The sequence below is a fragment of the Pseudoalteromonas sp. 1_2015MBL_MicDiv genome (assembly GCF_002407505.1).
GTDB classification, from domain to species: Bacteria; Pseudomonadota; Gammaproteobacteria; order Enterobacterales; family Alteromonadaceae; genus Pseudoalteromonas; species Pseudoalteromonas fuliginea.
Window position 1 is genome coordinate 1,784,009 of sequence record NZ_CP012737.1, and the last position, 18,218, is coordinate 1,802,226.

Annotated in this window: 13 protein-coding genes and 1 tRNA gene; 11 read left to right on the forward strand and 3 right to left on the reverse strand. The window is 37.5% G+C overall.

Going from position 1 to position 18,218, the window contains the following annotated elements; translation table 11 throughout:
- Nucleotides 1–28: 28 nt before the first annotated feature.
- Together ansA and sppA are read right to left on the reverse strand one after the other, a co-directional pair.
- A complete protein-coding gene (ansA, locus tag AOR04_RS08130) occupies nucleotides 29–1,039 on the reverse strand; it encodes an asparaginase (RefSeq protein WP_007378053.1) in 1,011 nt (336 codons plus the stop codon).
- An 82-nt stretch (nucleotides 1,040–1,121) separates the two neighbouring features.
- A complete protein-coding gene (gene sppA / locus AOR04_RS08135) occupies nucleotides 1,122–2,987 on the reverse strand; it encodes a signal peptide peptidase SppA (RefSeq protein ID WP_096793004.1) in 1,866 nt (621 codons plus the stop codon).
- 289 nt (nucleotides 2,988–3,276) lie between these two features.
- Between sppA and AOR04_RS08140 the strand changes: the two genes are divergently transcribed.
- From AOR04_RS08140 to AOR04_RS08170, 7 genes are all read left to right on the forward strand, one after another.
- Complete coding sequence (locus AOR04_RS08140) at nucleotides 3,277–5,238, forward strand: oxidoreductase (RefSeq protein WP_096794105.1); 1,962 nt, start codon at nucleotides 3,277–3,279, stop codon at nucleotides 5,236–5,238.
- Between the two features lie 103 nt (nucleotides 5,239–5,341).
- Entirely contained in the window at nucleotides 5,342–6,028 is a 687-nt protein-coding gene (locus AOR04_RS08145) for an HvfX family Cu-binding RiPP maturation protein (RefSeq protein WP_008136701.1), read from the forward strand.
- Between the two features lie 131 nt (nucleotides 6,029–6,159).
- The gene (locus tag AOR04_RS08150; RefSeq protein WP_008136700.1) at nucleotides 6,160–6,708 is read left to right on the forward strand and encodes an NAD(P)H nitroreductase; all 549 of its coding nucleotides are present in this window, start codon (nucleotides 6,160–6,162) and stop codon (nucleotides 6,706–6,708) included.
- Nucleotides 6,709–6,911: 203 nt separating this feature from the next.
- Nucleotides 6,912–7,289 carry a hypothetical protein gene (locus tag AOR04_RS08155; RefSeq protein ID WP_096793005.1) on the forward strand — a complete coding sequence of 126 codons (378 nt, stop codon included), beginning with the start codon at nucleotides 6,912–6,914 and terminating at the stop codon, nucleotides 7,287–7,289.
- Between the two features lie 96 nt (nucleotides 7,290–7,385).
- Nucleotides 7,386–7,476 (forward strand) — tRNA-Ser (locus AOR04_RS08160).
- Between the two features lie 50 nt (nucleotides 7,477–7,526).
- Nucleotides 7,527–7,910, forward strand: a complete 384-nt coding sequence (locus tag AOR04_RS08165; RefSeq protein ID WP_096793006.1) for a hypothetical protein — start codon at nucleotides 7,527–7,529, stop codon at nucleotides 7,908–7,910.
- 69 nt (nucleotides 7,911–7,979) lie between these two features.
- Nucleotides 7,980–8,600 carry an FKBP-type peptidyl-prolyl cis-trans isomerase gene (locus AOR04_RS08170; RefSeq protein ID WP_007378060.1) on the forward strand — a complete coding sequence of 207 codons (621 nt, stop codon included), beginning with the start codon at nucleotides 7,980–7,982 and terminating at the stop codon, nucleotides 8,598–8,600.
- A gap of 362 nt (nucleotides 8,601–8,962) precedes the next feature.
- Here the strand turns inward: AOR04_RS08170 and AOR04_RS08175 are convergent, their stop codons facing one another.
- Nucleotides 8,963–11,344, reverse strand: a complete 2,382-nt coding sequence (locus tag AOR04_RS08175; RefSeq protein ID WP_033029387.1) for a TonB-dependent receptor — start codon at nucleotides 11,342–11,344, stop codon at nucleotides 8,963–8,965.
- Between the two features lie 468 nt (nucleotides 11,345–11,812).
- Here AOR04_RS08175 and AOR04_RS08180 point away from each other — a divergent pair, with 468 nt between their 5' ends.
- The 4 genes from AOR04_RS08180 (at nucleotide 11,813) to AOR04_RS08195 (ending at nucleotide 18,191) form a co-directional block, all read left to right on the forward strand.
- Nucleotides 11,813–14,104: a beta-galactosidase gene (locus AOR04_RS08180; RefSeq protein WP_096794106.1), complete on the forward strand. Its 2,292-nt coding sequence runs from the start codon at nucleotides 11,813–11,815 to the stop codon at nucleotides 14,102–14,104.
- Entirely contained in the window at nucleotides 14,091–15,089 is a 999-nt protein-coding gene (locus AOR04_RS08185) for an SMP-30/gluconolactonase/LRE family protein (RefSeq protein WP_096793007.1), read from the forward strand. The genes AOR04_RS08180 and AOR04_RS08185 overlap by 14 nt, the downstream gene beginning before the upstream one ends.
- A gap of 291 nt (nucleotides 15,090–15,380) precedes the next feature.
- Nucleotides 15,381–16,490, forward strand: coding sequence for a mandelate racemase/muconate lactonizing enzyme family protein (locus AOR04_RS08190; RefSeq protein ID WP_007378064.1), 1,110 nt, complete (start codon nucleotides 15,381–15,383; stop codon nucleotides 16,488–16,490).
- A gap of 528 nt (nucleotides 16,491–17,018) precedes the next feature.
- Nucleotides 17,019–18,191, forward strand: coding sequence for a cytochrome P450 (locus tag AOR04_RS08195; protein WP_096793008.1), 1,173 nt, complete (start codon nucleotides 17,019–17,021; stop codon nucleotides 18,189–18,191).
- Nucleotides 18,192–18,218 lie beyond the last annotated feature (27 nt).

The following is an 18,218-nucleotide window of genomic DNA, read 5'->3' on the forward strand; positions in this document are numbered from 1 at the left end:
GTGCCTTTTTGTTTTTAGTTGTGCGTTATTATCTGCTTAATTCACCACGTAAATTGTCTTGCATTAAATGGCGAATAGTCTCAATTTCAAGCTTTTGACTAAATAAGTAATGCAACTTAGTTAAACAGGCTTCTAACGTCATATCATATCCACTAATAACACCAATATTTAATAATGCGTTACCTGTTGCATACCCCCCCATGTTTACATGACCTTTTAAACATTGGGTTAAATTAACGATGACCATTCCGCGCTTACTTGCTTCACTTAGCACCGATAAAAATTCTGGATCTTGAGGTGCATTACCCACTCCAAAACTAAGTAAGACCAAGGCTTTAATATTGTCGTTTACTAAGCTTTTAACTACGTCTCGGCTAATACCTGGGTATAAATATAGCACCCCGATAGGTTGAGGCGTTATAGGCGTTACTTGCAGCTCGTTTTCAACGTAAGGGCTAAGCTGACCTTTAATAAGTTGAATACTAATACCAGATAGCGCTAAAGGTTCAAGGTTAGGCGATGCAAATGCATTAAAACCGTCAGCATGGGCTTTTGTTGCTCTATTTCCTCTAAATAGCTGGTTATTGAAAAACAAGCTTACTTCAGCAATCGGATAGTTTGCGGCTAAATACATTGCGTTAAGCAAGTTGACTTGTCCGTCTGAGCGCAATTGTGAAAGCGGAATTTGCGAGCCGGTTACAATCACAGGCTTAGTCAGATTTTCAAACATGAACGAAAGTGCAGAGGCGGTGTACGCCATTGTGTCAGTGCCGTGCAGAACAACAAAACCATCGTATTGTTGATACTTACTTTTAATATCATCAGCAATAAGTTGCCAATGAGCAGGCGACATATCAGACGAATCAATAAGAGGACAGTATTCGTGAATATCAAATAAAGGCATTTCATCACGATTAAATTCAGCGTTGTTGACCACTGTCTCAGTTAAAAAGCCTTCGGCCGGAATGTAACCACGGCTCGATTTTTTCATCCCTATAGTACCGCCAGTGTAAGCGATATAAATGCGTTTGCGTTTCATAAAAAAAGCCCAGTAAAAAAACTGGGCTTAGTATAACGTTAAGCAGCTTCAAATACAGCTGATTAGACGAAGCGATGCACTTTTATTGTGCAACGTCACACACTAGACAGCGTGCATATACACCTTGTGGATCGTTGTAATCTTTAAGGTTTTCAACTTCAGTACTTAATTGGTTAATAACGCTTTGCAAGTTAGCTTGCGTAACGAGCACTGATGTTTTTTGTGATTGTAGGCCTAACATTGATTTAATCGACGCATTTCCAAAGATATCTTGCATCATTTTTTCTTGCGGGCTTAAATCATGCGTCATTGTTTTAGCTTCGTAGTGATTTAGTTTTGCAAGAGCAGCTGCAGCATCAATTGCATCTTGTTTATTACCAAGCTTATCTACCAAGCCTAACTCTAGAGCTTGCGAAGCAATCCATACGCGCCCTTGTGCTATTTTATCAACTTGCTCTGGGGTCATATTACGTGCTTCGGCCACAACATTTAAAAAGCGTCCGTATGCTTCTTCAACACTCATTTGAATTATTTGACCCATTTTTTCGTTTAGTGGGCGAGTGATAGAAAAACCTGCCATTTCAGTTGTTGCAACACCATCTGAATAAACACCAATTTTAGACAAGGTTTTTTCAAATGTCATAAACGTACCAAACACACCAATAGAACCTGTTATTGTACTCGGCGCTGCCCAAATTTCGTTTGCTGCAGAGGCAATCCAATAACCGCCCGATGCTGCTACAGAACTCATTGAAGCAATAACCGGTTTACCCGCTGCCTTTAGTGCGAGCACTTCAGCACGAATAACTTCAGAGGCGAACATGCTACCACCACCAGAGTCGATACGAAGTACAACTGCTTTAACTTTATCATCAAGGCGTGCTTTACGAAGAAGGGCTGCAGTAGAGTCGCCACCAATTTCGCCAGCTTTACGTTCACCGTCAACAATTGTGCCCTTTGCAACAACAACGGCTACTTTTTCAGTTAGTGGATTATCAAATGCAATAGGTGGTTTAACTAAGCTTAAGTATTCACGAAATGATACTTGCTTAAATGTTTTACCATCTTCTTGTGTGCCAACTAAGTCGATAAGTTGTTGGCGGATCTGTTGACTTGTTTTTAACGAATCAACCCATTGATGATCTAGTGCATATTTACCAGCGTCACCATTTGCGGCTTGCATTTTTGCTAAATACACATCCATTGTTTCGTCAAAGTTTGATTCATCAAAAGGGCGTACTGCAGCAACATCTTGTTTGTATTCGCTCCAAAGGGCGCTTAACCATACACGGTTAGCTTCTTTCGCTGCATCAGACATGTCATTACGGATAAAAGGTTCTACTGCCGACTTGAAAGTACCAACACGGAAAATATGCTGCGTTACTTCAAGTTTTTCAAGTGCATCTTTGAAGTAAAGTGGGTACATGCCATACCCCTCAATTGCAACGCTACCGTAAGGGTGCATAGCAATTTCATCAGCATGCGATGCTATATAGTATTGCGCTTGCGTATAGTAATAGCCTGATGCTATAACTTTTTTACCTGTTTCTTTAAAGCGGTCAATGGCACTTGAAATTTGCTTAAGCTTATTCAAATGTGCTTTAGGCATTTCTTGTAAATCAAGAAGTAACACAGTAATGCGTTCATCTTTAGCCGCTTCATTAATTACTTCAACGATATCATCTAGTAAAATTTCACTTGGTACTTCTGAACCTGATGTCACATCGCTGATAGCTGCTTCAATTGGATCAATGTATGTTTTTTCTTCTACGATAGGACCATTAAGATTTAATCTTAGGACAGAACCATCTTCAATAATTATCTTATCGTCATCGCTTGATATACCCGCAATAAAAACAATTACAAGTAATAAAAACAAAATGTTAAGTACTAATCGACGAGAAAAGTTAATCCCAGCCCAAATACCTTTAAATATTTTTGCTATCAAAATAGCTCCTTAATTTGGTACAGCTAATACGTTTGTTCCATCTTATCCTAGAATAAAAAAAAATTTAACTGCTAAATCGTAACGAAGTGTTTATGAATGTGTTTAAGTGCCCATAAATACAGTATTTTTGAAGTATTTAATAATTTTTTGCATCAAATTAATGCGCATTAAAAATTAGTTAATTATGTTAAGAGGTTCACAATTAAATGCAGTCAAATATTGCTTATTACTTGCCATTGAAGCAGAATTAGCTAATGTATACAGGTTAGACCAGTTAACGGGGCAGAGGATGTTAGAACAACAACTACAATTAAAACACACACAATTACGTAACCGCTTAGTGATGGGCTCAATGCATACGGGCTTAGAAGAAGGCTGGCATAACCGAAAACGCCTACGTGCTTTTTATGAAGCACGTGCCAAGGGCGGTACCGCAATGTTAATTACGGGCGGATACAGCCCTAATTTACGGGGTAAATTGACACCTATTTCTTCCTCATTTAATAGTTATTATGACGTATTTAAGCATCGTGCATACACAGATGCTGTGCATAAACATGGCGGGAAAATTTGCCTGCAACTATTACATGCTGGACGCTATGCATATCATCCATTCAATCAAGCGCCAAGTGCCATACAAGCACCTATTAACCCTTATAAACCTAAAGCTATGTCATTAGGGTCTATTAAAAAAACAATTAAAGACTTTGCGCACTCTGCCTATATGGCTGAAAAAGCAGGGTACGATGGCGTAGAAGTGATGGGTTCTGAGGGTTATTTAATTAATGAATTTATGGCGCCTCATACTAATAAACGCGAAGATGAGTTTGGTGGTAATCTAGAAAACAGAATGCGACTTGCGCTTGAAATAGTTAAAGCAGTGAGAGCAAAAGTATCTGAAAAGTTTTTAATCATTTTTAGATTATCAGTAATAGATTTAATCCCAAATGGCTCAACACCCAATGAAGTGACAATTCAAGCTATTGAACTTGAAAAAGCGGGCGTTGATATTTTTAATACAGGCATTGGCTGGCACGAAGCGCGTGTACCGACTATTGCGAGTATGGTGCCACCTGGTGCATTTAAAGAAGCTTCAAAACGCTTAAAAGATGTAGTTAGTGTCCCAGTAATTGCTGTTAACCGAATTAATACACCTGAAATTGCTAATGATATTTTAACTGCCGGGGAAGCAGACTTAATTTCAATGGCTCGTCCGTTATTGGCTGACCCTGAGTTTTTTAATAAGTATGTAAATAAGCAATCTAAGCAAATCAATATCTGTATTGGGTGTAATCAAGGTTGTTTAGATCACGTGTTTAAGAATAAACGTGCTACCTGTTTAGTTAATCCACAAGCTGCATTTGAGCTAGATTACCCATTAGAGCAAGCGACTAAAGCTAAAAATGTATTGGTAGTGGGGGCCGGTCCTGCTGGTTTATCGGCAAGTTGCTATTTAGCGCAAAAAGGCCATCACGTCACGTTAATTGATCAAAAAGAGCAGATGGGTGGCCAATTTAATTTAGCTATGCAAATACCCGGTAAAGAAGACTTTAACCACACTTTAAATTATTACACTAATGAGTTAGCACGTTTAAATGTGAGTGTTGAATTGGGTAAAGCTTATAATGACAGTATGCTTGAAAGCTATGATGATATTGTTATTGCTACAGGTGTAAGACCACGTGAAGCAACGATTAAGTGTAATGATGGTAAACGTGTTTTTGCCTACGACGAAGTTATTCGTGGCGAAGTAGAACTGGGTAAATCAATTGCAATTTTAGGCGCAGGTGGTATAGGTTTTGATATGGTCGCATTTTTAAGTGAGCACAAATCACAAACTATTAGCGATTTTAAAACGCAATGGGGCATTGAATGTGAGCCACAACCACATAAAGATGAACGCCAATTATACATGTTAAAGCGAAGTGCAGGGCGCTTTGGTAGTGAGTTAGGCAAAACAACAGGCTGGATACATCGCCAAGTCGCAAAACAACATGGTGTTAAGCAAATTGCTGATTGCCAATATAACAGTTTTGATAAAAATGGTTTATCCATAACTGTTGCAGGTGAGACACAAACCTTACCAGTTGATACTGTTATTGCCTGTATCGGGCAGGTATCAAATAATGAAGTGCTCAAAAATCAACTTGATAATGCTAAAGTACATGTCATAGGCGGTGCTAAACTCGCTTCAGCAATTGACGCTAAGCGCGCGATATTTGAAGCATTGCAAATTGCCCGCAGTATTTGACGAACATAACGCTATATTTGTGCAATGAAATACTTTTTGTTTTAGTGCGGTCTTGGTTGTTTATAGTCTATAACTAAATAAACAATGAACGAACAGGACACACATGAAAAATAAAATAATTGGTATTTACGATACAATTTTGGGTAAATTATCATTTTTAGATGGTTTACCCGCTTTACTATTTCGTTTGATTTTAGCGCCAGTAATGATTATTGCAGGTTACAATAAACTTGCGATAAGCGGTGAAACCGAAAGTTTTTTTGATAACTTTTTAGCCTCTCCCGACGTTGTTCAATGGTTTGGCAATAGTGAATGGGGATTAGGATTACCTTTTCCAGATTTACTTGCTTTTTTAGCGGGGTGGAGTGAGTTCTTAGGCGGCTGGTTTTTACTGCTTGGTTTGCTCACTCGCTTAGTTAGCATTCCGCTGATGTTCACGATGGTTGTAGCGGCAACATCAGTGCATTGGCATAATGGTTGGTTTGCAATAGCACCCACAAACCCTGATACCAGTGCAGCACAAGTACTTGATTGGCTATCTGTTCCAGGTGCTAAAGAAAGCCTCGAAAACTCTTTAGAAGTACAAAACCGAATCGGGATAATTCGTGGATTAGTCGAAGAACATGGTTCTTCCGATTACTTATACGAAAAAGGTAAACCATCGATTTTAAACAATGGCATTGAGTTTTCAGCAATCTACTTTGCTATGCTATTTAGCTTATTTTTTATGGGCGGCGGACGTTTTGTCAGTATTGATTATTGGCTAAAGCGAGTTGCTCTAAAAGAATAACGACTTAACATGTATTACTAACGGCTACTTAAATTATTATTTATGTAGCCGTTTTGCGTTTTAGACTTTCAATATTTATTTTTTCAGCATTAAAATGTTACCCTAACGTTTTTAATTTTAAGGAAATAGCTGTGAACGCAATCGAGCTTCTACTTACCCGTCAATCTGATCCAAAATTAACTGATCCCGCGCCAAATGAGGAACAACTTGCAATTATTCAGCAAGCAGCATTACGTGTTCCTGATCATGGCTGTATAGCCCCTTGGCAGTTTATTATTGCCCAGGGTGATGCGCGTCATAAATTAGGCGAAATTTATCATCAAAGTGCAGTGACAGAGCTACAAGAAGAAAAAGTAATTAATCGTGCTAAAGAGCTTCCATTGCGTGCACCTATGATTATTATTGCGATTGCAAAATACCAAGAACACCCAAAAGTCCCTCGAATAGAGCAAATACAAAGTGCAGGATGCAGTGTATTGGCAATGCAACAAGCCGCATTTGCACAAGGTTTAGGTGGCGTTTGGCGTACGGGGTATTTTGCACAAAGTCAGGCTGTTAAAAAGGCACTTAATTTGCAAGAACACGATGAAATAGTGGGCTATTTATATATAGGTACGCCGACTGTAGATTGCAAAAAATCGGCTCGCCATAAACCTGAAAATTATTTTAGTTATTTGTAAAATAGTATGAACTTTTCCTAATTCTAATAGTCTTAAATCATTAATGTTGTATATTGCTTAGAGAAAAAATTAATGGTTCGGCTGTGAGAAGTGCTTGGAAGCATAAAGTATAATAATTCTTCTTCAGTTTGTTTTTTAATCGGTTGTTTTTTGATAATGTATGGAAAGTCTTAATAAAAATAACGATAAAGAAGACGAAAACGATGGGTAATTTATTTTTACGTGAAAAAGAAAACTGGTTAGCATGGTCAATCTGGGGTGTTTTGGGAGCTCTTGTCACACTCTATGTTGCTATGAGTACTAATATAGCGCATTTTGCGGCAGGTTCGGCTATTGGTGTATTAGTAATATTAGCTTGGTGGATGCAACAATCTAAACGATTTGATTTTGGTCGGGCATTTAAAATATGTTGCTATGTATTAATGTTAAGTCTATTACCCACCCTTATCCTTGTTGTGATACCCAGTGGTGATTTAAATCAATTTGATATGATTTTTCAAAGCATAACGCTATTTGCACTGAGTTTGTTAGCATGTTTGATTTGTTCGTTTATTGCACGAAGACCAAAGCAGTATTACTAACAAGTAGATTATTAATAAATATATTTAATTTTTTACTCACTAGAGTGTATTAGTTCTTTACAAGCAATGCATTTCACTCTATTATCCGCGCCGTACGGAGAGATGGCAGAGTGGTCGAATGCACCGGTCTTGAAAACCGGCATGGGTTTATAGCCCATCTAGGGTTCAAATCCCTATCTCTCCACCATTATTTAAAAAACCGCCTTATTGGCGGTTTTTTGCTATGTGGAACTAAAAATGACAAAACAAATTCAATCAATCCCACAATTACTAATTAAACATACTTTACTATGGACGGTATTTGGTTACTGCTATCAAAGTGCTATTAGCTTATTAGTAAAAATGGCTATAGACACTCAATCAGAATACCCATTAATTACCGCTTTAATTTATGGTGTTGGTTTTAATGTTTTAGCTGCCCATCTTATTACTAAATACGATAAGCATTGGCCAGTTATTGGCTCTGTTTTTATCGGTTGTATAGGGCTGCTTGTCGTGCCATTTTTACTGCTTGGCGAATCAGGATTACTAACAATGCCTCTACTTGTTGGAATTTTATTCAGTTTGCCGCTTTGCAGTTATATTGTTGGCCTAATTAAGCTAAAACTCAGCAAAAACTAGCCCCAAACGCGGTTTATTTTGTGATAGCATAGTCGCGTCTTTTAACTAACAAAACGTGAAAAACACATTATGTCAGATAATTTTACTACAGATGCTGAAAAAGCAAGTTACGGTATTGGCTTACAAATGGGTGAGCAACTTAAGTCTAATCCTTTTGAAGGCTTAAACCTAAATTCAGTATTTGAAGGCATGAAAGATGCGTACGCTGGTAGCGCATTTCAAGTTGAGATCCCTGAGATCCAAGCTGCATTTGAAAAAATCAACGAAGAGATTCAAGCTCGTCGTGAAGAAGAGTCTAAAGTACTTTCTGCAGAAGGTATTTCATTCTTAGAAGAAAACGCAAAACGTCCTGAAATCACAGTAACTGAGTCTGGTCTTCAATACGAAGTACTAGCAACTGGCGAAGGCGAAAAGCCAACAGCTGAGTCTACAGTACGTGTTGATTACCACGGTACACTTATTAACGGTACTGTATTTGATAGCTCATACGAGCGCGGTGAACCAGCTGAATTTCCAGTTGGTGGCGTGATCAAAGGCTGGACTGAAGCATTACAAATGATGCCTGTAGGTACTAAATGGCGTATCTACGTTCCTCATGAGCTTGCTTATGGTGAACGTGGCGCAGGTGCTGCAATCGCACCTTTCTCAACGCTTGTATTTGACGTTGAACTACACGAAATCATTTCTTAATTTAAATAAATTTTAAAATTAAGAGTTTAAAAAGCCGTATTCAATCTGAATACGGCTTTTTTGTGTCTGTAATCTAAGTGTTTTATACCAATTCGATTAATTAAGTGATCTATTTTGCGCTAAGAAAATAGGGTTGATAACAAGGCAAAAACTTTTTTAACTAATTGTTATCACTAATTGCTCCTGCATTGCTCTACCTCCTACATCCATGCAGTCGTATATCAGAATTTTTTACACAGTTAGAGTAAGATTTAATCCCTTAAATTGATTAACTATTATTAGGGATATATATTCTAACAATAAAAAAACCGCATTAATAAAATGCGGTTTATAAATATATAAGCTAAAACGATTTTTAATTATTAAAAATAACCACGAACACCAAAGCGAAAGTTTCTGCCTGGAAGTGGGGCGGTATCTTTAATAAAAGAGGTATGCACAAAGCCTAACTCGTCAGTAATATTATCTACATTTAGATAAAGTTGTGCATCTATTGCGCCTAATCCTAATTGGTAGTTAGCCTGTGCATCGAATAATGTATAACCATCTGTTTTAGTTTCAAAGGCCGTTATATCACTTTGATCAAAGTAATGCGTGCCAGTAAGTGTCAACTGTAAATCACCTAAAGTGTATTGCAGTTCAGAACCTAACTTATTAGCTGGAATACGCGGTAAATTACCTTCATCGTCTTTTAATTTAGCGCGAGTCGAGTCGCCAAATACTTTTACCATAGCGCTTGGTGTTATTTGGTAATGTGCATCAAACTCAATTCCATAAAGCTCAGCGTCTTTACTTGTGAACTGATAAACGGCAACGGCATCGTCATGGGCACCAATAGCTGATTCTAAACCATCCTCTTCGTCAAATACTAATCCTGTATTTTCTTGAAAGTAAAAGTTTTTAATATCGTTATAGAAAAAGTTAACGGTATAACCAAAATCGCCACTAAAACGTCTAAAACTTAAATCTAAGTTTGTTGAGGTTTCTTGTTTAATATTTTCTGGTTCGAAATGTGCTTCATTACCTTCAATGTTATACCCAAGACCTAGCTCATACGTACCAGTGGCAATGTGTAAGCCATTGGATAATAATTCAGCAGAGAGTGGTGCACGTTCTGAATGAGAAATACTCGTCGCAATACTATGGCCTGGTTTGTATTGCCAAATAGCGCCAGCAGATACACTTACATTAGTAAAACTTTTGCTGTAACCGATTGTTTCTTCATCGTCATGGTCATCTTCAACTTCGTCGTGATCATGGCCGTGTTCAACTTCTGAAATTTGGCTTTTTATTTTATAATCTTCAACACGTGCGCCCAGCTCTACTGTCACATCACCAAATTCACGTTCTTCTAATAAATACACAGCGTTAGTTGTTGTTACGCTCGCTGGTGTAAATGCTTCTTCACCAATAGCATCGTAATCAGAATCACTGTAATGATAACCAACCATACCGTGCCAATCAGCAAATTTATGCTCTACATTTAAACGTGCTTCTGTCGTTTTATTTGTAAAGGTTGTACCAATTGCACCGTCTTCAATTTCGCTATGCGAATAATCAGTGTAGCCAACACGTAATTTGATTGTTTCAATCCAGTTATTATGCAGTGCGTAACTTACAAGTCCTTGCCAGCGGTCTTGCTCTAAATGAGCATAAACTGGGTCTTCAGCCGTTTCATCTTCATGCTCAGCATGCTCTTCTTCAGTTTCGTCTTCGTGATCATGCTCGTGATGATGTTCATGCCCCGGAATACCGTAATCAGTTTCTATATTGCCATATGAAAAACCAACCGTTAAGTGCTCCCCAACATAGCTAGTACCAAAGTTAACTGTTTCACTATCGATAAAGGTATTTTCTACTGAGTTTTCAATTTCTACATCGCCATCTTCATCTGAGATAGTAAAAGTCGGTGTTTGATAATCATCACCTGTACGTTTTGTACCATCAAAATGAAAATTAAAATTGTTATAACCGCTTTCTAATTTTGCAGCATATGTATTAGCGTTTGATACAGTGTCGTGACTGTATTCTGCCGCGCCCGTTAGTTCATCAATGTTACTAGTAGGAATGCGGTTATCTACTACATTTACTACACCACCAATCGCACCCGAGCCATAAAGTAGGGTACTTGGGCCGCGTAATACTTCTATCTGCTCTGCGGCTAAACTATCGCTTGATGTTGCGTGGTCTGGACCAATACGCGACGCATCACTGCTATCTAAACCATTTTGCATGATTTTAACGCGAGGGCCACCTAAGCCACGAATAATAGGGCTTGAAGAAACAGGGCCAAAGTAGCTGGCGTTAACACCTGGCAAACCCTTTAGCGTTTCACCAAGTGTAGGTTTAGATTTATTTCTAAGCTCATCACCAGATAAAACACTCACTGGAGAAATCATTTCTAGACTATTTTTATGAAGCGCTGAGGCATACACAACAACAGTTTCTACCGAGGTTGGTTTAAGAGAAACGGTTACATTGTTAGATAAACCTGTAACATCTATTCGAGAATCAATGTAATTATTTTTACTTATATGCAGTTGGCTTGCTGTATCAACTTCAATAGAGAATTCGCCAAGCTCATTACTTTTTACGCCTTGTGTCTTACCATGTATATGAATAGTCGCATTTTGAATTGGTTGATTTTTATTATCTGTTACTTTGCCATTAATTGTGGCAGCAAGTACTGAATGAGAACATAAAACAGAAAAAATAGCGGAGGAGATTAATGTTAGCTTTGTCATGGATATATTGGTTCGCGGTTATTATGTTGTGATATAATATAACACCGAGAAATAAACGAATCAACAATGTTATACCATAACTTTTATTTTTGCGTTAAATAGGCTAAAAACACCGATAAACAGTTTTATGAACAATCAAGTATCTATAAATGTAGTCAGTATATTTAATTAATTCGCCTAAAATTATTTATACTTAAATCATATAAACTAATTCATTTCAACAATAAAAAATAAATAAGATATTGTTTATTATGCATTTATAAAATTATTTTCGAACTTTTTATAATCAGAGTGTATCTTTAGATTTGCCGTTATTGTTAACAGTTAATTGTTTTGGTTTCAGTGTTGTGTAATTATCCTGCCTAGTTTTAAATGCTTTTAGCTTTGCTACTTTAAAGCTCGCTATTAAACCAACACAATAATAGGCTCAACATGAATCACATACCTAAAGACGTAAGATTGACACTAATGCTTTGCTGTTTAGTAGGACTTGCAGGGTGTAATAATGGAAAAATATCAGAAAAAAAACCGAACAATACAGTCGTTGATTTTAAGAAACAGCTTGTTATTTTTGATTTCGAAAAAAACAATTACAGCGATAATATAAATACCATTAATGCTTCTACTAAACTTGTTGAGCAAAGTGGCAATCATAAATTACAAGTAAATCTATACTCTAAATCACACACCGAAAGCGATTTTGAGTTTGTTAATCCACAAGGTTGGGATTGGCAAGCTATTGGTAACTTTGCCCTTGCGATTGATATTCAAAATCCTAATAGCGCATCCACCCATATTTATGTGAAAACTACCGATAAGACAGGCAAGTCACAAACACGCAGTGTCGTTGTACCCGGGCACTCAGAAAACACTTATTACATCGAGCTTAAAGGCGCTAACCTTAATATAAACTCAGGCATTCGCTCAAATCCACCCAGTTGGCATAGCGGTTATACACCTATTATTTATAGGGGTGGGCAAAAAAATATAGATGTAAGCAGCATTGTAAAGGTGTCGCTTGGTGTAAAGGGCTTACTTGAAGATAAACGTTTTTTAATTGATAACTTACGCTTGATAAAACCAACTAATTTTGATGTAAGTTACCTCAAAGGGTTGGTGGATGAATTTGGACAGAATGCAAAGTTAAACTTTATTAACAAGGTTACGTCAACTGAGCAGCTATTAGTTATCTCACAAAAGGAACAAGCTCAGCTGCAAGCACAACCACTGCAAGGGCGCTCTAAGTTTAGCGGCTGGAAAAATGGCCCACAATTAAAGGCTACAGGGTATTTTAGAACCGAAAAATACAAAGGTAAATGGAGTTTAGTTGACCCAGAAGGTTATCTGTATTTTTCGACCGGTATCGATAACGTCCGCATGGCAAACACCTCAACGATTACTGGCTACGATTTTGATCAAAGTTATATTAAACAACGCGAAGCTGGCGACTTAACACCCGAAGACTCACTTGGATTAAACCCAGCGGCTGTAGCTGCTTGGCCAACACGTTATCAAAGCTCAAAGCTCAGAGCTGAGATGTTTAACTGGCTACCAAAACAGGACGATCCCCTTGCCGATAATTATGGCTACAGACGCGAAGTACACAGTGGAGCAGTTAAAAAAGGCGAAACGTTTAGCTTTTATCGCGCGAACTTAGAGCGAAAGTATCAGACACATAACAACAATGAATTAATGAAACAATGGCAAAAAACAACAGTTAATCGTATGTTGTCGTGGGGTTTTACATCGTTTGGTAACTGGATAGAAGAGCAGTATTACCATACTAAAAAATTACCTTATTTTGCTAATGCATGGATCATTGGTAACTTTAAAACAGTAAGCAGCGGTAACGATTATTGGAGCCCACTACCAGATCCATTCGATCCTTTATTTGTTGAGCGCGCCGATGTAACACTTGCAAAAGTAGCTCAGCAAGTCAAAAACAGTCCATGGTGTGTTGGAGTGTTTATTGATAACGAAAAAAGCTGGGGCATGATGAATTCAGATACCACACGTTACGGCATTGCCATTAATACACTTAAAAATAATGCCAAAAATAGTCCAACTAAAGCTGAATTTGTACTTTTAATGAAAAATAAATACAGCAAAATAAGTAAATTAAATAAAGCATGGAATACAACACTCTCATCGTGGGATGAGTTTGCAGAGGGAGTGACTTTAACGCAGTTTAACGATCACGTTAATACCGATTTATCAGCGATGTTGTTCCATTATGCTAATCAGTATTTTGCAGTGGTGGATGAAGCAATTACAAAACACTTACCAAATCAGTTAAATATGGGAGCGCGTTTTGCCGATTGGGGAATGACTCCTGAAATTAGAGCCGCCAGTGCAGCTCACGTTGATGTAATGAGTTACAATTATTATCGAGAAGGCTTAAACCAAGAGTTTTGGGAGTTTTTGTCGGATATAGATATGCCAAGTATTATTGGCGAGTTTCATAATGGAGCTCTTGATTCGGGTCTGCTAAACCCTGGACTAATACATACTCAATCGCAGCAAGAGCGCGGATCAAAATACCAAAATTATATGAATAGCGTAATTGATAACCCTTATTTTGTCGGCGCGCATTGGTTTCAATATATAGACTCACCTTTAACAGGGCGTGCATACGATGGCGAAAACTACAATGTGGGTTTCGTAAATGTGGCTGATATTCCTTACGAACCACTCGTTAATGCAGCTAAAAATGTGAATAAATCTTTATATGAGCGCAGGTACCGCAATGATAAAAATTAAACACATTATTAACGTTCTAACTGCTTTGTATTTAAGTGCTTTTGGTTTAACGGGGATAGCATTAGCCGAACCAACCAAAAAACTATTGTATGAGCAGGGGCCGTATCAAATATTTAATGAACAAGCGCTTGAGGTACTCAACTTAAAGATGCCATTGCAAATACTTGCCTCTGGGTATGAATGGCTAGAGGGACCCGTGTGGGTAAATCAAGGGGGGTATTTGTTATATTCTGATATACCTAATCATCAAGTATATAAATACACGCCAGGTAAAGGTGTTAGCCTATATCTAGCGCAAAGCGGCTACTCAAATGGCTTATTGGTTAATGCACAAAACGAGCTTGTTCTTTTGCAATCTCGCTCTCGTGTTGTATCTAAAATGAAAGCGCCTTTAAGCGCCCCAAAATCTGATTACTTACCTATAGTAAGTCACTTTAATGGTCAAAAGTTTAATAGTCCAAATGATGGTGCATTTAATAACAAAGGCACACTTTATTTTAGTGATCCACCTTATGGACTTCCTAAGCAGCTAAATGACGAAAATAAAGAGTTAAGTTTTCAAGGTGTGTATTCGGTTAAAGATACAGGAGAAATAACGTTATTAGACGACGAATTAATTTATCCTAATGGTGTTGCGTTGTCGAATGATAACAAAATTTTGTATGTAGCTGCATCGAATGAAAATAAACCCGCTTGGTACCAGTATTATTTAAATAGCAATGGAGGTGTTATTAGCAAATCACTGTTTTATCAGCTGCCACCAATTGCAAAGCACGGCAAAGGATTACCTGATGGTTTAAAAGTACATAAAAGCGGGATTATCTTTGCTACAGGACCCAATGGTTTATGGCTATTTAATAAAAAGGCTGAACTATTAGCTAAAATTACCACGCCAAATATGAGTGCTAATTTGGCATTTAATACTCAACAGAACCGTGTTTATATAACCGCGCATACACAGTTATTAGCGCTTGATTTAAAGTGAAAATCAATTGTAAGCCCTTTGAATTGTAGTGTTAATTGTTAATATTTGTTGGGTTGTTTATATGGGGCAACAAGGTGATACTTTTATATCTGTTAAACAGATCCGGCTCAAGTAAATATACCTTCAGTAAACTGCAAATTTATTTTTGACATTTTGCAGTTTAAAACAATTATCTTTAAAAAGTCTCACAAGTTAATTTCATTTTATTAATGACATGACCTTTACAATAATTCAATCGTGTTGTAAATTGTTAACAATGAACAGTGTTATGTGAACTAATTCGGTGGTTTAATGAAAGTATCATCACAAACAATAAAAAGTGTAAAAGTAGAGTATTACCAAATTCCGCTAGCTGAAGTATTAAGTGATGCTAAACATGGCGATCACACTCACTTTGAAATTATTGCATTACATATAATGACCCATGACGGCTTTGAAGGTATGGGTTACACCTATACTGGTGGAAAAGGTGGACGTGCAATTTATTCACTCCTTAATGACGAAATTAAACCGGGGTTAATTAACCAAGATTCAACGTCAATTATGGCAATCTGGGATAAGTTACAGTGGGATCTACATTATGTAGGCCGTGGTGGTTTACTTAGTTTTGCTATTTCAGCAGTTGATATAGCGCTGTGGGACATTAAATGTAAACGTTTAAATGCACCCTTATGGCAAGTTGCTGGGGGCAGTAGTGATAACACAAAATGTTATGCAGGTGGAATAGATTTAAACTTTAGTGAGCAAAAACTACTTGATAATATTGGTGGTTATTTAAATCGTGGTTTTAACGCCGTAAAAATTAAAGTGGGTAAACCAGATTTTAAAGAAGACATAGAACGTGTAGCTGCAGTACGCAATTTAATTGGTAATGACAAAATACTCATGGTCGATGCTAATTACTCGATGAGTGTGGAGCAAGCAATTCGCTTTGCAAAATCGATTGAAAAATATGATATTACATGGTTTGAAGAGCCCACCATACCAGATGATTACAAAGGTTTTGCTCGCATAGCACAAGCAACCTCAATACCGCTTGCCATGGGCGAAAATTTACACACACTGCATGAGTTTGGCTATGCAATTGACCAAGCTAAATTGGGTTTTTTACAACCAGATGCATCAAATATTGGTGGTATAACAGGGTGGTTACATGTAGCCAGTATGGCATATACCCATAACTTACCTATTTGCAGTCATGGTATGCATGAACTGCATGTATCACTACTGGCATCTCAGCCACATGCTGGTTTTTTAGAGGTTCATTCTTTTCCTATTGATGAATACACAACGCGTCCTTTAAAACTTGAAAACGGCAAAGCGTGCGCGCCAGATATAATAGGTACAGGTGTCGAGTTTGACCCACAACTCGTTAAACCACATTTAGTTAAGCACTCCTAGTAAAAAATAAACGAGTCGTTGTGCGGCCACAAGAGCAGTGAAGTGATTATTTAACAAGGAGTGATGAATAATCCATCATAAATTAAATCTTATGTGCATTGCCCTTGTGGGCGCCTTTATAAAAATAGTTACATTACTTACAGTGCAAGCTGTTGATATTAAATCCACTATAATAGGAGTATTTAACGTTAAAAAATTGTTTTCTAAAGAGGCAATATTTTATATTTAATTATTCAGAGATTTATCTGAATTGGCATTTACCACAACCCAAATTGCAAAGTAAGTGGTAAAGCTTTAGATTGCTATAAAGTAATGCACTCTTTGCTGAATAAGCAATACAAATTAAATTAGTTAGTAACTCTCACATCCCCACTAAAAGCCAACATAAACTGTTGGCTTTTTTATGCTTTTAAATTGTATTAAAAAGCATGAAACTACCATTTTTAAGCAAAATGCGTGTATTTCCATCATAAAGTTGCCCTTAATATGTTGTATATAAATTCATTTATTACAGTGTTAGGTTTTATTATGACGTCAAAAATAATAGGTGTGAGCGATTTCCCTGATGCATTTTTAACAAAACGCACAGCAAGTGGCATGGGACAAATGGACGATCAAAACGATCCCGTCAATATGATATTAGGTCTAAAAGATGTACGTAAAGCGGCGCATAATTGTGCTGTTTTTCAATCAGGAGCTAAACCAGGGCGTATTGTAATTCCATCAGAAGTCGCAATACGTGAAACACGTCAAATCCCATTTGAAGTAGACCCACCTGAGCACGGCGGTTTTCGTGAACTATTAAATCCATGGTTTAAGCGTCCATTAGATGAGGGTTACCAAGCGCGCTTACAAGCTATTATTGATGAAACAATAGACAATGCCTTCAAAGCCGAGTCGTTAGATGTGGTGTCACAATTTGCACTTCCGCTGCAATCTAAAGCGTTAACGCTGTTACTTAATACCTCAATGGATAAAGCACAAACATGGATAGATTGGGGTACGCACGTATTTAGAAGTGAAGATAGTGACCTTGATAGCGATAAAGCCAATATTCTATACGATTACATTGATGAGCAAATAGAAAACGCCATTGCAATCCCGGGTGATGATTTATATTCAGTGCTTTTAAATTCAGAGGCGAACGGTAAAAAGCTGAGTAAAGAAGAAGTAAAAGGTGTGATGATCCTGACCTTTGCAGGGGGGCGCGACACCGTTATAAACGCGATCACAAACTCTATTGCCTACTTTAGCGAAAACATCAGTGATTTAAAGCGTATTGATGATAAGCCTGAAATATTAAACAGGGCCGTAGAAGAACTCATTCGCTATTTTTCGCCGCTTACGCAAATGGGCCGCGTCGCTACGCAAGACACAAGCGTATGTGAGCACGCTATAAAAGCCGACACACGAGTTTCGTTATGTTGGGCGTCGGCTAATCGCGATGAAAAGGTATTCAAAGATCCCAACAATGTCGACTTCGACCGAAAAGTTAACCCGCATATTAGTTTTGGTTTTAGTCATCACAATTGTTTGGGCGCAACGCATGCTCGCCAAATTCTACGTCAACTAGTGTTATCACTTGCTAATAAAGTTGCTCGAATAGAGACAATAAAAGCAGATGAAAATATTGAAAAACTAGGTGAGTTTTCAAGAAAGGTAGGCTTTAACAGTCTGCACGTTAGCTTTAAATCAAAATAAAAACACCGTACAAAATAGTTAAATAAA

Coding starts and splice junctions, on each gene's coding strand:
- AOR04_RS08190 (WP_007378064.1), top strand. CDS start 15,381: ATGAAAGTATCATCACAAACAATAAAAAGTGTAAAAGTAGAGTATTAC.
- AOR04_RS08185 (WP_096793007.1), top strand. CDS start 14,091: ATGATAAAAATTAAACACATTATTAACGTTCTAACTGCTTTGTATTTA.
- AOR04_RS08155 (WP_096793005.1), top strand. CDS start 6,912: ATGGGTAATTTATTTTTACGTGAAAAAGAAAACTGGTTAGCATGGTCA.
- AOR04_RS08165 (WP_096793006.1), top strand. CDS start 7,527: ATGACAAAACAAATTCAATCAATCCCACAATTACTAATTAAACATACT.
- AOR04_RS08195 (WP_096793008.1), top strand. CDS start 17,019: ATGACGTCAAAAATAATAGGTGTGAGCGATTTCCCTGATGCATTTTTA.
- AOR04_RS08170 (WP_007378060.1), top strand. CDS start 7,980: ATGTCAGATAATTTTACTACAGATGCTGAAAAAGCAAGTTACGGTATT.
- AOR04_RS08180 (WP_096794106.1), top strand. CDS start 11,813: ATGCTTTGCTGTTTAGTAGGACTTGCAGGGTGTAATAATGGAAAAATA.
- AOR04_RS08145 (WP_008136701.1), top strand. CDS start 5,342: ATGAAAAATAAAATAATTGGTATTTACGATACAATTTTGGGTAAATTA.
- AOR04_RS08140 (WP_096794105.1), top strand. CDS start 3,277: ATGTTAGAACAACAACTACAATTAAAACACACACAATTACGTAACCGC.
- AOR04_RS08175 (WP_033029387.1), bottom strand. CDS start 11,344: ATGACAAAGCTAACATTAATCTCCTCCGCTATTTTTTCTGTTTTATGT.
- ansA (WP_007378053.1), bottom strand. CDS start 1,039: ATGAAACGCAAACGCATTTATATCGCTTACACTGGCGGTACTATAGGG.